The 13893-nt window shown below is 54.4% G+C and carries 11 protein-coding genes; 7 read left to right on the forward strand and 4 right to left on the reverse strand.

All coding sequences use genetic code 11. The annotated features are described in order from the left end of the window. Window positions 1–136 precede the first annotated feature (136 nt). Window positions 137–970, forward strand: coding sequence for a phytoene/squalene synthase family protein (locus LKE13_RS09360; RefSeq protein WP_227950536.1), 834 nt, complete (start codon window positions 137–139; stop codon window positions 968–970). Window positions 971–980: 10 nt separating this feature from the next. On the opposite strand, the gene LKE13_RS09365 is transcribed toward LKE13_RS09360, so the two are convergent. The 3 genes from LKE13_RS09365 to uvrA all read right to left on the reverse strand — a co-directional run bounded on the left by LKE13_RS09365 (window position 981) and on the right by uvrA (window position 6335). Then, the gene (locus LKE13_RS09365) at window positions 981–1919 is read right to left on the reverse strand and encodes a hypothetical protein (protein ID WP_227950538.1); all 939 of its coding nucleotides are present in this window, start codon (window positions 1917–1919) and stop codon (window positions 981–983) included. Between the two features lie 178 nt (window positions 1920–2097). Beyond that, window positions 2098–3435, reverse strand: coding sequence for a methylenetetrahydrofolate--tRNA-(uracil(54)-C(5))-methyltransferase (FADH(2)-oxidizing) TrmFO (gene trmFO, locus LKE13_RS09370; RefSeq protein WP_227950541.1), 1338 nt, complete (start codon window positions 3433–3435; stop codon window positions 2098–2100). Window positions 3436–3440: 5 nt separating this feature from the next. Continuing rightward, the gene (gene uvrA / locus LKE13_RS09375) at window positions 3441–6335 is read right to left on the reverse strand and encodes an excinuclease ABC subunit UvrA (protein ID WP_227950543.1); all 2895 of its coding nucleotides are present in this window, start codon (window positions 6333–6335) and stop codon (window positions 3441–3443) included. Window positions 6336–6540: 205 nt separating this feature from the next. Here uvrA and ssb point away from each other — a divergent pair, with 205 nt between their 5' ends. From ssb to LKE13_RS09390, 3 genes are all read left to right on the forward strand, one after another. Continuing rightward, window positions 6541–7047, forward strand: a complete 507-nt coding sequence (gene ssb / locus LKE13_RS09380) for a single-stranded DNA-binding protein (protein ID WP_227950545.1) — start codon at window positions 6541–6543, stop codon at window positions 7045–7047. Window positions 7048–7141: 94 nt separating this feature from the next. After that, window positions 7142–7525, forward strand: coding sequence for a VOC family protein (locus LKE13_RS09385; protein ID WP_227950548.1), 384 nt, complete (start codon window positions 7142–7144; stop codon window positions 7523–7525). A gap of 20 nt (window positions 7526–7545) precedes the next feature. Next, window positions 7546–9543 carry a hydantoinase/oxoprolinase family protein gene (locus LKE13_RS09390; RefSeq protein ID WP_227950550.1) on the forward strand — a complete coding sequence of 666 codons (1998 nt, stop codon included), beginning with the start codon at window positions 7546–7548 and terminating at the stop codon, window positions 9541–9543. Here the strand turns inward: LKE13_RS09390 and LKE13_RS09395 are convergent. Further along, window positions 9540–9998, reverse strand: a complete 459-nt coding sequence (locus LKE13_RS09395) for an Lrp/AsnC family transcriptional regulator (protein WP_227950552.1) — start codon at window positions 9996–9998, stop codon at window positions 9540–9542. The two genes, LKE13_RS09390 and LKE13_RS09395, sit on opposite strands and share 4 nt — an antisense overlap. A 150-nt stretch (window positions 9999–10148) precedes the next feature. Here LKE13_RS09395 and LKE13_RS09400 point away from each other — a divergent pair, with 150 nt between their 5' ends. The 3 genes from LKE13_RS09400 to coaD all read left to right on the forward strand — a co-directional run bounded on the left by LKE13_RS09400 (window position 10149) and on the right by coaD (window position 13890). Further along, window positions 10149–10412, forward strand: coding sequence for a DUF6356 family protein (locus LKE13_RS09400; RefSeq protein ID WP_227950554.1), 264 nt, complete (start codon window positions 10149–10151; stop codon window positions 10410–10412). Between the two features lie 176 nt (window positions 10413–10588). Continuing rightward, window positions 10589–13315: a DNA gyrase subunit A gene (gyrA, locus tag LKE13_RS09405; RefSeq protein WP_227950556.1), complete on the forward strand. Its 2727-nt coding sequence runs from the start codon at window positions 10589–10591 to the stop codon at window positions 13313–13315. A gap of 62 nt (window positions 13316–13377) precedes the next feature. Then, window positions 13378–13890, forward strand: a complete 513-nt coding sequence (gene coaD, locus LKE13_RS09410) for a pantetheine-phosphate adenylyltransferase (protein ID WP_227950559.1) — start codon at window positions 13378–13380, stop codon at window positions 13888–13890. Window positions 13891–13893: the final 3 nt, after the last annotated feature.

Below are 13893 nucleotides of genomic sequence, written 5' to 3' on the forward strand. Positions count from 1 at the left end.
TCAGTTCTTAATTCCGTGAAAATTCAAGCCCCTGATCGGGGAAAGAACTCGCATATCTCTACGCATACAGATATATACCAAATTATGTGCGCTTCCAGTTTTTTATAATGATTCTACATAAAAGTTGAGACAGTTGGTGAGTGAAGAAGGCCAGAATAGCTATCTATCCGATGAAGTGAAGCGGTATGACTATGATCGCTGGCTGACGGTTCTGTTCGCGCCGCCCACCGCTCGGGACGGGGTGTTCGCCCTGTTGGCCTTTCATGCGGAAATTGCGCGGATACGCGAAACGGTGAGCGAGCCAATGCTCGGTGACATCCGCCTTCAATGGTGGCGCGATGCGCTGAATTCGATTGCCGCCGGAAAAGTGCCTGCCCATCCTGTGGCGGAAGCGCTGGCGCACACTATCCCGGCTCATGGTCTTGATGTCGGTGATTTTCAGAATATTATCGATGCCCGGGCTTATGATCTTGATCCACAGCCGTTTCAACGCATATCAGAACTGCTCTCCTATGCGGATCAGACGGGAGGCATATTGAACAGCCTTTTCATGCGAATAATGGGCGTGACAGATGCGGGCGGTCTTGCCGCCGCACGTCAGGTCGGCAAGGCCTACGCGCTCGTAGGTATTCTTCGAGCCGTGCCCTATCACGTTGCGCAAGATGTGTTGCGTATTCCGTCCGAGATGATTGACGCGCATGGCCTTAACGCTGATACGCTCTTTACGTCAAAAAACCGGGAAGTATTTTTCGGACTTATGCAAGAGTTGACGGACCTTGCCGAGAGCGAACAGAGTGCCGCGCGAAAATTGATAACAGGTCGGCCTAAATCGGAAAAAAATGTCTATCGCCTTTCCGCGCTTAGCACGCTTTACCTCAGTCGGCTCCGTAAGTCGGGGTTTGATCCGGCGCATGAGAAAATGGATATCGGGGGATTGCGTAAAATTTCTGCGCTTTTCTTCGGGCGCTGAAGAGGGTTGGCTAAACGCCGCCCAACCGCCAGCTTTGTGACTGCATATAATTGCGGGCAAGAAACTGGTATGTATCCCGTAAAAGCCGTTCAATCTCGGAGCTTTCGTCGATAATCATCCCATCCCATTTTTCCACCATATTTCGCCAAACCATGAAATGCTGATGCAACTCGTCCCGTGTTTTGCGGATAATATCGACAGTCGGCTGGAAATTTTTGAGGATGACCATAACTTCGCATGTCTGGGCATCGATATCGATAAATTCCCTGTCGAATCTTCGAATGACAGGATCGATGAGAATCTGCATCCGGTTTATTTCTTCGGATGTCGCCCGATCACGCTTGTAAATATTGGCAATCCGACCGAGATTAGTGCTAATTTTCTTGATCTTTGAATAATGGTCGCGCAAGGCTTCAATATAAGCGAGTTCGCGAATAATTTCATCGATCTTTGCCACCACATCATCGCGCTGCACACCAAGCTTTTCAGCAATTTCGCGGAAAGCCTCCTGAACTTTTTCCTTGGTATCCGGGTCATTGGCAATCGCTTCGAGTTCGCTGATATTCAGGACAATTTCCTCGTCCCCTTGCAGCCACGATATGATTTGTGCCGTAATACGACCGCGCGCGATTTCTTTGTGCGAGTCGTCTATCGACCAGGAAGCGGAACCATCAAGCAGTTCTTTCGGGATCGAATCATTAGGCCGGATTTCTTCGACATATTTAAGTGCACGCCCAATGGTGGACAGTAGATCAGAATCCGAGCTTTCGTCATCGATACCGAATTCCCGGCAAAGGGATTTCGTTGGGATTGCACCCTTAACATCACCAATTTTGACAAAAAAACAGGGTTCTTTCGTGTCGTGAGTCAGGCTGAAATAAGCCCCCTCGACGGTGAAGATTTTATGGTCAAATGCGAAAAAGACGCTTGGATCCTGCTTTTCTTCCATAGAAATGTCCGCTGTACCTTATGCATTAAGTTATTCTGATCCAACCGCATATACCCTGTCCGTTCCCCCGATTTTCCGTCATCGTTGCAGATCGGGGCAGTCAAAATAAATGCCTGCGTCAGATAATAAATAAACATCGTATACAAATGGTTACCAGATCACGCAGTTTTCCGGCTCTTTAAGGTAGCGACTTTTGAAGCCAGCCGGAGAAGTCCTGCGCTGCGCGGGATGTATAGGCCTGTTTGCGCTCCTTTTTCTTGATCCGGCCTTCCGGGGGCGGGAACAGGCCGAAGTTGACATTCATCGGCTGGAATGACTTGGCGTCGGCCCCGCCTGTGATATGGCTCAGGATCGCACCCATGGCCGTGGTGACCGGCGGCAGGGCGAAAGCGCTCCCCGCGACATCAGCGGCGGCGAACCGTCCGGCGATCAGCCCGATCGCGGTGCTTTCCACATATCCCTCGACCCCGGTTATCTGACCCGCAAAGCGGATATGAGGATGATTCTTGAGGCGGAGTTGTTCGTCCAGGACTTCCGGGCTGTTGATAAAGGTATTTCGGTGCAGACCGCCAAGGCGGGCGAATTCAGCCTTCTCCAGCCCGGGGATGGTCTGGAAAATCCGCTTCTGCTCGCCATAGGTGAGCTTGGTCTGGAAGCCGACCATATTGTAAAGCGTGCCGAGCTTGTTATCTTGCCGGAGCTGGACAACGGCGTAGGGCTTCTCGTCGGAATTCGGGTTGGTCAGGCCAACGGGTTTCATTGGCCCGAATCGCAGGGTTTCCGGTCCGCGTTCCGCCATTACTTCGATCGGCAGGCATCCATCGAAATAGGGAGTGTTCTTTTCCCATTCCTTGAACTCCGTCTTGCCGCCCTCATTCAGCGCTTGAATGAACTCCCGGTACTGCGTCTCGGTCATCGGGCAGTTGATATAATCCGACCCGTCGCCCTTGTCATAGCGGGACTGGAACCAGGCGATATCAAAATTAATACTGTCTTTATAGACAATCGGGGCAATCGCATCAAAAAAGGCGAGGGCATCGGCGCCAGTTGCCGCATGGATTTTTTCGGCGAGCGCACCGGAGGTGAGGGGGCCCGTGGCGATTATTACCTGTTCCCAGTCGGCGGGGGGCAGGTCCGTGACTTCTTCCCGTTCCAGCGTGACCAGGGGATGAGTCTCGATTTTATCCTGTACATAGGCGGAGAAACCATCCCGGTCGACCGCAAGTGCGCCACCCGCCGGAACCCGGTTGATATCGGCACTCTCCATGATCAGCGAGCCCATATCTCGCATTTCCCGATGAAGGAGTCCAACAGCATTATTTTCCGCATCATCAGAGCGGAAGGAGTTGGAGCAGACAAGTTCCGCGAGACCATCGGTCAAATGCGCATCGGTCCCGCGAACGGGGCGCATTTCATGGAGGATGACGGGTACACCCGCCGTAACGAGCTGCCAGGTGGCTTCGCTTCCGGCAAGACCGCCGCCGATAATATGTACGGGTTTTTGATCTGCACTCATGGATATTACGCAGCCTTCGTTTTCTTGGTCTTTTTCGCCGTGCCTTCGGCCGGCTTGACCGCGGGTCGTTTGGCGAGAATGTCTTTCAGATACCGTCCGGTATAGCTTTCCGGTACCTTGGCAACCTCTTCCGGTGTCCCTTCGGCCACCAGATAGCCGCCTGCATCGCCGCCATCTGGGCCCATATCGACAACCCAGTCGGCCGTCTTGATAACCTCAAGGTTATGCTCGATCACGAGGACGCTGTTGCCCGCATCGACAAGGGCCTGCAGCACTTCCATCAATTTGCGCACATCCTCGAAATGCAGGCCGGTTGTCGGTTCGTCGAGGATATAGAGCGTGCGACCCGTCGCCCGGCGGGAGAGTTCCTTCGCCAGCTTGACGCGCTGCGCCTCACCGCCCGACAGGGTCGTCGCCTGCTGTCCCACATGGATATAGCCGAGACCGACCTGTTGCAGGGTTTCGAATTTCTCGCGGACGTTTGGCACGGCCTTGAAGAAGACCGCCGCATCATCGACGGTCATGTTCAGCACGTCGGAGATGGATTTGTCCTTGAACTTAATCTCCAGCGTCTCGCGGTTATAACGCTCCCCCTTGCAGACGTCGCATTGCACATAGACGTCGGGCAGGAAATGCATCTCGATTTTAATGACGCCGTCGCCCTTGCAGGCCTCGCAACGGCCGCCCTTGACGTTGAAGGAGAATCGCCCGGATTTATAGCCGCGGGCTTTCGCTTCAGGCAGGCCCGCAAACCATTCGCGGATTGGCGTGAAAGCGCCGGTATAGGTCGCGGGGTTGGACCGCGGTGTCCGCCCGATGGGAGACTGGTCGATATCGACGATCTTGTCGAGCCACTCAATCCCCTCGATCCGGTCATGCGGCCCCGGGTGGTTGCGGTTGTTGTTGAGCTTCTTCGCGATGGCCTTGTACAGCGTCTCGATAATTAACGACGACTTGCCGCCACCTGAAACACCGGTCACGCAGGTAAAGGTACCAAGCGGGATGTTGACATTCACACGCTTCAGATTGTTATGGCGCGCACCGATGATATGAATCTGGCGCGATTCCTGGATACGGCGGCGCTGCTTGGGAAGCGGAACCTCCATTTCGCCGGAAAGATACTTGCCGGTGATGCTTTCCGGCTCCTTCATAATATCGTCCGGAGAGCCTTGCGCGATCAGGCGACCACCATGGCGACCGGCGCGCGGGCCCATATCGACCACATGATCGGCTGTCATAATCGCTTCTTCGTCATGCTCGACCACGATCACGGAATTGCCCTGATCACGCAGATTAACGAGAGTTTTAAGAAGCCTTGCGTTGTCCCGTTGATGCAATCCGATGGAGGGCTCGTCCAGCACATAGAGTACACCGGTCAGGCCCGAGCCGATCTGGGAGGCGAGGCGGATACGCTGGCTTTCCCCGCCGGAGAGCGTGCCGGAGCCACGTGATAATGTCAGATATTCAAGCCCGACATCGACAAGGAAGCCAAGCCGTTCATTGATTTCCTTGAGAACCCGCTCGGCGATGGAATTGTCTTTTTTCGACAGGGCTCCGGAAAGTTCTTCGAACCATTTGCGGGCATCGAGGATGGATTTTGCGCAGACCTCGCCGATATGATGGCCATTGATGCGGATGGCGAGGCTTTCTTCCTTGAGCCGGTGACCCCCGCATTTACTGCAGGCGGTTTTATCCTGATATTTTTCCAGATCTTCGCGGACCCAACTGCTATCAGTTTCGCGCCAGCGCCGCTCGATATTCGGAATAACCCCTTCGAACGGCTTGTTGGTCTTATAGGTGCGCAAGCCATCATCGAAGGTGATCTGGATTTTGGTTTCTCCTGTGCCGAACAGGACAGCCTTTTGCGCCTCCTCATCGATTTCCTCCCAAGGCTCCGTCGTCATAAAGCCGTAATGCTTGGCGAGGGCTTCCAGCGTCTGCATATAGTATGGCGCTGGCGTTTGGGAGCGGGACCATGGGGCAATCGCGCCATCGCGCATGGATAGCGTGACATCGGGCACAATCTGGTCAGGATCAAAGAACATTTCCGTCCCCAATCCGCCGCAGGATGTACAGGCGCCGTAAGGGTTATTGAAGGAGAATATGCGCGGCTCGATTTCCTCAATCGTGAAGCCCGACACAGGGCAGGCAAATTTGGAGGAAAACATCGTTCGTTCCTGCGTGTCGGCATCTTCCACAGCGAACAAACCGTCGGCGAGGTCGAGCGCGGTCTCGATGGAATCAGCGAGGCGGCCCTGGATATCCTCATTCAATACAACGCGGTCCACGACGACGTCGATATGATGCTTGATCTGCATGTCGAGTTCGGGGGTGTCCTCAATGTCGTAAATCTCGCCATCGACCTTGACCCGTTGAAAGCCGCGCTTGCGCAGATCCAGAAATTCCTTGCGATATTCGCCCTTGCGGCCGCGTACAATGGGGGCGAGCAGATAAAGGCGCTTGCCTTCACCCTTAGCCATCACCTGATCGACCATCTGGCTGACAGTCTGACTGGCGATGGGTAGTCCTGTTGCCGGAGAATAAGGCACACCGATACGCGCATAGAGCAGACGCAGATAGTCATAGATTTCTGTCACCGTACCGACTGTGGAGCGCGGGTTTTTCGACGTTGTCTTCTGTTCAATCGAGATGGCGGGGCTGAGTCCGTCGATATGGTCCACATCCGGCTTCTGCATCATTTCCAGGAATTGGCGCGCGTAGGCCGACAGGCTTTCGACGTAACGACGCTGCCCCTCCGCATAGATGGTGTCGAAGGCGAGCGAGGACTTGCCGGACCCGGAAAGACCGGTGATCACCACCAATTGATCGCGGGGGATATCGATATTAACATTCTGCAAGTTGTGTTCGCGGGCGCCGCGGATGCTGAGAATTTTCTGCATTCGGATATTATACCTGACATGTGCTTAAAACTGTGCCGGAATTTATAGGTTAATATGGGAAAAGGCCAGACTTATCGGCAAAAAGTGTTTTCATTTTGTTCACGGTCGACATTATGGTCGAAAAGCACTGGCCAGAGGCGCTATTGCACGTTATTGTCTGGCCAGAATTTTTTAAGAGAATACAGAATCGAAAGCGGAACACACCATGGCGGGCAGCGTTAATAAAGTCATTCTTGTTGGAAATCTGGGCGCGGATCCTGAGGTTCGCTATATGAATAATGGCAAGCCCGTCTGCAACCTGCGTATAGCGACGAGCGAATCCTGGAAGGACCGGGACAGCGGAGAGCGGCGTGAGCGCACGGAGTGGCACCGGGTTGTGATTTTCAATGAAGGACTTTGCAAGATAGCCGAGCAGTTTCTCAAGAAAGGCTCGAAGGTTTATTTGGAGGGTCAATTGCAGACCCGCCAGTATGAGCAGGACGGCATCACCAAATATTCAACAGAAATCGTGCTGCAGGGCTTTAACTCTGCCCTCACCATGCTTGATAGTGCTGGCGGTGGTCAGGGACAGGGTGCCGGTGGCTATGGCGGTGGCACACAGAAGGGCGGCAATGACTATGGCGGCGGCGGTGCCCCGAGTGGGGATCGCAGTTATGGCGGTCCGGCTGGAAGCGGCATGGGCGGCGATTTCGATGATGACATTCCCTTCTAAGGGCGTGAACATCTCGGTGAAATGAGAAAAAGGCTGTCCGTCGCGGGCGGCCTTTTTTATTGGAGTGAGGTTGAAGGCGGAGGAGGAAAGAAAAATGGCGCTAGACCACATTTCCATAGCTGTACAGGATCTTGAAAAAGCAGGGCAGTTTTATGATGCTGTCTTTGGGCTTTTGGGTATGACGCGGATTGCTGATCGCCCGGGAACTGTCGGGTATGGCAAGAAATTTCCCGAATTCTGGATTAATGCGCGTCCTGACATGGCGCCGGTGCCCGCCGATACCGGCGTTCATATCGCGCTCCGAGCCATAAGTGAAGATACGGTTCTTGAATGTTATCAGGCTGCGCTTGCGAATGGCGGTACAGATGCAGGTTTGCCGGGGGCGCGGCAGGCGGCACTCACGACATACTTCGGTGCCTTTTTCAAGGATCCGGATGGCAACAAGGTCGAAATCGTGACCTTTCCCAAAACAGAATAACCAGTGGGCGTGGGAAATTAATGTCGTTACTGTTGGGGATTGATACCGGCGGGACCTACACGGACGCAGTGTTGTTCGATGAAGAAAAGGGCGTGATCGCGAGCGCCAAATCCCTCACGACACGGCGTGATTATGCCATTGGCATCGGTAAGTCGGTTGCTTCCGTGATCGGCTCGGCTGAAGTTTCCACTTCCGATATCGGTCTTGTCTCCCTTTCAACGACGCTTGCGACCAACGCGCTGGTGGAAGGGCAGGGCGGGCGTATCTGCCTGATCCTGATTGGCTTCGACGAGACAGCGCTGGAGCGCAATGGCCTGCGCGATGCCTTGAAGGGTGATCCGGTCATATTCCTCTCCGGTGGTCATAATGGGCAGGGGGAGGCGGAAGCTCCGCTCGATGAAGCGGCGCTCAATTCCGGGTTAGATGCAGCAGGCACTATCACCGCCTTTGCCGTCGCGGGCCTTTTCGCCATTCGCAACCCGGAGCATGAACTTCGCGCGCGGGAAATCATCCTCGCGCGCTCTGAAAACAACAGTGTGACCTGCAGCCATGAACTATCGAGTAAGCTCGATGGGCCGCGCCGGGCGCTGACCTCCGTTCTCAATGCGCGGCTGATTAACCTGATTCATCATCTGATTGCCTCCAGTGAAGCGCTGTTCGCGGATATGAAGATCGATGCGCCGCTCATGGTCGTGCAGGGAGATGGCGCGCTGATCTCGGCAGAGGTTGCGAAACTCAAACCGATTGAGACAATTCTCTCCGGTCCGGCAGCAAGTCTTGTCGGCGCGGCGTATCTAAGTGGTGAGGAAGATGCCATCGTCTCGGATATTGGCGGCACGACAACGGATATTGCGATACTTGAAAACGGCAGCCCGCGTCTCGATGCGGATGGCGCAACCGTCGGCGGTTGGCGCACCATGGTGGAGGCCGTGGCAATCCATACCGTCGGCCTTGGCGGCGATAGCGAGGTGGCGGCGGTGAAATCCGGCTTCGGTCTTGCACTTACGCTCGGGCCGCGACGACTGGTGCCGGTTAGTCTGCTTGCCACGGAGCATCCCGGCCTTGTGCATGACGCGCTGGATGCACAGTTGTTGCGCGACAGGTGGCAGGAGAATTTTGGCCGCTTCGCTTTCGCCGTTGGGCGGGAGAGTGCGCATCTCGCGGCCCTGTCCGAATTGGAGGCGGCACTTTTCGCAGAGTTGGAGAGCGGCCCAAAGCCGTTGGAGAAACTGATCACGCGGCGGCGGCAACTCTCGGCGCTCGAAAGATTGGTCTCAACCGGTCTTGTGATGATCGCCGGGCTGACCCCCTCTGACTCGGCACATATTCTGGGGTTACAGGAGGGCTGGGACAGAGAGGCGGCGGAAAAGGCGGCGCTTCTCTTTGGGCGGCAGAAGGATACGCGCGGTGTGCCGCTGTCCAATACGGCAGAAGAGGTGAGCCGGATGATTTTTAGCGCTCTGGTTAACATCTCCAGTGAGACCTTGCTCGCGGCGGTGCTGGGGGACGACTCGCTTCTAACCCCGGCGGAGGCGGTGACGATGCTTCGGGCTTCCCATCAAGAAGCCACCCATCCGCTGATCAAGCTGGATATCGGTCTTCAATTGCCGGTGATCGGGCTTGGTGCCTCCGCCCATATTTATTATCCGGATGTCGCGACGCAGCTCGGCACCATTGCCATAATTCCCGATCATGCCGCCGTCGCCAATGCGGTGGGCGCGGTGGTGGGGCAGGTTCGCACGAGTGCCCATGGTAATATACTGCCGACAGATAATGACGGCTTTCGCCTCTATCACAGCGGGGAGCCGATGGATTTTGAGAGCATCGACGCGGCGGTGGCGGCAGCGGAAAAGTTGTTGAAAAGCGAGACCCGGACCCTCGCGACGGAGTCGGGCGCGGCGGAGGTACACACGAAATTCGTCCGACAGGACAATGTCGCTCATATCGGCGGGCGAGAGATGTTTATTGAGAGCGTTCTGGAGGCCACCGCTTTCGGCCGACCGCGTATCACCCGCTAAAGCATTTGCAGCGGCAGCGCGGTGGTGAATTTAATCTCCTCCATTGCGAAGTTTGAACTTACATCGGAGAGGTCAATCTCCCGGATCAGGCGATGATAGAACTTGTCATAGGCCGCGACGTCCGGGACCACCACTTTCAGCAGATAATCGATATCACCGCTCATCCGGTAGAATTCCATGATCTCGGGGAATTTATCCACTGTCTCGGCAAACTTGCGGAGCCATTCCGCATCATGGCGGCTGGTCTTGATGGCGACAAAAACAGTGACCGGCAGGTTGAGCTTGGTCCGATCAAGCAGGGTGACCTGTGCCCTGATGACACCTATCTCCTCTAGCGATTTGATGCGCCGCCAGCAGACCGTGCGGGAGCAGCCGACTTTCTCAGCCAGTTCCGCCACGGCGATAGAACTATCTTCCTGCAGATGGGCGAGTATTTTTCGATCTACGGCGTCCATAGAATTTTTTCCCATATTTTACGATAATATCGAAATATATGTTTCATTATATGAGAATTATGGGTTAATAAAAGGCAAATATTCCGGGAATTGCCGTTATGATTATCCCATATTAAAGCTATGGGTTTAGATAGATGACGGAAAAAGACCATGACTATTCAGAAACTGTTTACTGATCATCCCGCGTCCGTGAATGAAAGTTATGTCGAGCATATGGAAATGTCCGGCTCCTTTGCCTTCTGGCTTTTCGTTGCCGGATTCTGTGCGACGGTTCACGCTGTTCTCCCTTTCTTGTTCGAGAAAACGGGAAGCCGGATCATAACAAGGTTGCATCGGCGGATGGTGGCGGGGCGGGTGACGAAGCCGGTGTCCGCGTCTCTAGCTCACCAGGCCCTTGACAGTGCGGCGCTTTAGGGGCGCTTCTTGGCTAAAAAGGCGCGGTTTTTGGCCCGCTAAAGGTTGCTTATGAGGCGGATATCTTGTAGAACAGGCCAACCTTGACGGTCGCTGATATCGGCAGGGGAGTTTAATGGTTTTTTCTGTGCCCGACCAATGTCTGGCATACTCAAGTTTATTCAGGAACCCCTGCCTTGAATGATGTAACAATACCTCCTTCCGATAACCATATCGTACCGGTCACTATCGAAGAGGAAATGCGGCGGTCGTATCTCGACTATGCCATGAGCGTGATTGTCTCTCGCGCACTTCCCGATGCCCGTGATGGGCTCAAGCCGGTACACCGGCGTATCATTTATGCCATGTATGAAAATGGCTATACTTCGGACAAGGCTTTCCGGAAATCTGCCCGCGTCGTCGGTGATGTGATGGGTCGTTATCACCCCCATGGCGATAGCGCGATTTATGACGCCATGGTGCGTCTCGCACAGGATTTCTCTATGAGCCTCAAGCTGGTGGAAGGGCAGGGTAACTTTGGGTCCATGGACGGCGATAAAGCTGCCGCCATGCGCTATACCGAGGCGCGTCTGCAAAAGGCCGCTGAGAGCCTGATCGATGATATCGACAAGGACACCGTCGACTTTGTTAACAACTATGATGACAGCGAGCGCGAACCTTCGGTTTTGCCGGCGCGTTATCCCAATCTTCTGGTTAATGGTGCCGGTGGTATTGCTGTCGGCATGGCGACTAATATCCCGCCGCATAACCTCGGCGAAGTAGTTGATGGCGCGCTTGCGCTTCTTGAGAAGCCGGAAATGGCAGTTGAAGAGCTGGTCGACTTTATTCCCGGACCGGATTTCCCGACAGGCGGCACGATCCTCGGTCGGAGCGGCTCGATCAGCGGCCTTACCACCGGGCGCGGTTCGGTCATTATGCGCGCCAAGGTCGATATCGAGGAAATTCGCAAAGATCGGCAGGCGCTGATCGTGACCGAAATTCCCTACCAGATTAACAAGGCCCGCCTTGTGGAGCAGATTGCCGATCTGGTGCGCGCCAAGAAAATTGAGGGGATCGGTGATCTTCGCGATGAATCTGATCGCCATGGGGTGCGTGTCGTTATCGAGATCAAGCGTGATGCGATGGCGGAGGTGGTGTTGAACCAGCTTTTCCGTTTCACGTCTCTTCAGACGTCCTTTGGTGTGAATATGCTGGCGCTTAATCGCGGCAAGCCAGAACTTCTGAATGTCAAGGAATTGCTGGAAGCCTTTCTGGATTTCCGCGAAGAAGTGATCTCCCGGCGGACCAAGTTCCTGCTCAGTAAGGCGCGCGAACGGGCCCATGTGTTGATCGGTCTAGCGATTGCGGTCGCCAATATCGATGAAGTGATCAAGCTGATCCGCGCCGCGCCAGATCCGGCGACAGCGCGCGCCCAGTTGATGGAGCGTGACTGGAATGCTTCCTCGGTGGAACCGCTGATCCGGCTGGTGGATGATCCGGAATATGCAATTACGGAGAAGGGCACTTATCGCCTTTCGGAGGCACAGGCCCGGGCGATCCTCGATCTTCGTCTGCAACGCCTGACAGCGCTTGGCCAGAATGAAATCGGCGATGAACTCAAAGATCTCGGTGAGAAAATTCTCGATTATCTCGATATTCTTTCAAGCCGTCCGCGCCTGATTAGCATCATCCGCGACGAACTTCTCGAGATGAAGGAAAAATATGCGGTTCCGCGCCGGACTCAGATCGAAGAAAGCGAGTTCGAGCATGATATCGAGGACTTGATCCAGCGTGAGGATATGGTGCTGACGGTCAGTCACAAGGGCTATATCAAGCGCGTACCGCTCTCGACCTACAAGCCACAGCGCCGGGGCGGTAAGGGACGTGCTGGCATGCAGACCCGCGATGAGGATTTTGTCACGCAGCTATTTGTCGTGAATACACATACACCGGTGCTGTTCTTCTCGACCTTTGGGCGGGTTTATAAGATGAAGGTCTATCGTCTGCCGCTCGGGTCACCACAAAGCCTCGGCAAGGCGATTATCAATCTTCTGCCACTGGAAGAAGGGGAAGTGATTTACACCCTGATGCCACTGCCGGAGGAAGAGGAAAGCTGGTCCGAACTGGAAGTAATGTTCGCGACAGCCAAGGGCAATGTGCGCCGCAACCTGCTCAGTGATTTCTCTAACGTGAAGGCCAATGGTAAGATCGCCATGAAGCTTGATGAGGATGATCAGCTTGTCGATGTCCGGATTTGTACGCCGGATTCTGACGTATTCCTGGCCGCCAAGGGCGGTAAATGCATCCGCTTCCGCGCGACCGATGTGCGGCTCTTCAAGGGGCGGGATTCCAGCGGTGTCCGTGGCATGAAGCTCGGCAAAGGTGACAGTGTTATTGGGATGTCGATCCTCAAATCCGTTGAGGCGGATACGGAAACCCGGGATGCGTATCTCAGGGCGCGCAAATCCATCGATGAGGCCGGGAACGTCACGGAATATGGCATTCTCTCGCCGGAACAGTATGAGGCTCTCCTGCAGGATGAGGAGGTATTGCTTGCCATTACCGAAAATGGCTATGGCAAGCGGACGAACGCCTTTGAATATCGTGTCACCAATCGTGGTGGGCAAGGGATCATCAATATTGAAACCTCCGATCGGAATGGCAATGTGGTTGCCACTTTCCCAATCACCGAAGATGAGCAGATCATGCTGGTGACCAATGGCGGTAAGGTCATCCGGACACCGGTCACAGATATCCGAATTGCCGGGCGGAATACGCAGGGCGTGACCCTTTTCAAGACCTCAAAAGGGGAGCAGGTTGTTTCTGTGACTGCGCTTGCCGATGACAAGTCCGAGGGTGAGAATGGGGAAGTTGATGACAATGCGGATGATGCCGGGCCCACAGATGAAGATGCGAACGGCTAAAACGGTGCGCATAAAATATCAAGCTAACAAATAGAAGTAGCGAAGAAAAGAAAGGGAAATTCATGTCCAAAAATCGCGTAGGATTGTATCCGGGGACCTTTGATCCGATAACGGTGGGTCACTATGACATTATCCGCCGCGCATCGAAGCTGGTTGATACATTGGTGATCGGTGTGGCAATGAATCCCGGGAAAAACCCTCTCTTTACCGTGGATGAACGGGTCGAGATGGTTGAAAAAATGACAGAGGAATTTCCAGGCACCAATTTCGTAGTGAAACCCTTCAACAACCTGTTGATGCATTTCGCCGAGCAGGTTGGCGCAGCCATCATTATCCGTGGCCTGCGCGCGGTATCCGACTTTGAGTATGAATTTCAGATGGTTGGTATGAACCGGCGCCTGAATTCAGAGATTGAGACGGTTTTCCTGATGGCCTCTGACCAGCATCAGTTCATTGCCTCCAGCCTGGTCAAGGAAATTGCCCTGCTGAATGGTGATATCACAAAATTTGTTTCGGCGACGACGGCGCAGAAAATTGTCGATCGGGTCGAACTTATTCAAAGAAATTCGAAATAGTTG

Origin of the sequence: Sneathiella sp. HT1-7 (genome assembly GCF_020731145.1) — a bacterium.
In the GTDB taxonomy this organism is placed as follows: Bacteria; Pseudomonadota; Alphaproteobacteria; order Sneathiellales; family Sneathiellaceae; genus Sneathiella.

Bases quoted from the DNA above. Each gene is read 5' to 3' on its own strand.
- LKE13_RS09365 (WP_227950538.1), bottom strand. From the start codon at position 1,919: ATGGAAGAAAAGCAGGATCCAAGCGTCTTTTTCGCATTTGACCATAAA.
- trmFO (WP_227950541.1), bottom strand. From the start codon at position 3,435: ATGAGTGCAGATCAAAAACCCGTACATATTATCGGCGGCGGTCTTGCC.
- uvrA (WP_227950543.1), bottom strand. From the start codon at position 6,335: ATGCAGAAAATTCTCAGCATCCGCGGCGCCCGCGAACACAACTTGCAG.
- ssb (WP_227950545.1), top strand. From the start codon at position 6,541: ATGGCGGGCAGCGTTAATAAAGTCATTCTTGTTGGAAATCTGGGCGCG.
- LKE13_RS09385 (WP_227950548.1), top strand. From the start codon at position 7,142: ATGGCGCTAGACCACATTTCCATAGCTGTACAGGATCTTGAAAAAGCA.
- LKE13_RS09390 (WP_227950550.1), top strand. From the start codon at position 7,546: ATGTCGTTACTGTTGGGGATTGATACCGGCGGGACCTACACGGACGCA.
- LKE13_RS09395 (WP_227950552.1), bottom strand. From the start codon at position 9,998: ATGGACGCCGTAGATCGAAAAATACTCGCCCATCTGCAGGAAGATAGT.
- LKE13_RS09400 (WP_227950554.1), top strand. From the start codon at position 10,149: ATGACTATTCAGAAACTGTTTACTGATCATCCCGCGTCCGTGAATGAA.
- coaD (WP_227950559.1), top strand. From the start codon at position 13,378: ATGTCCAAAAATCGCGTAGGATTGTATCCGGGGACCTTTGATCCGATA.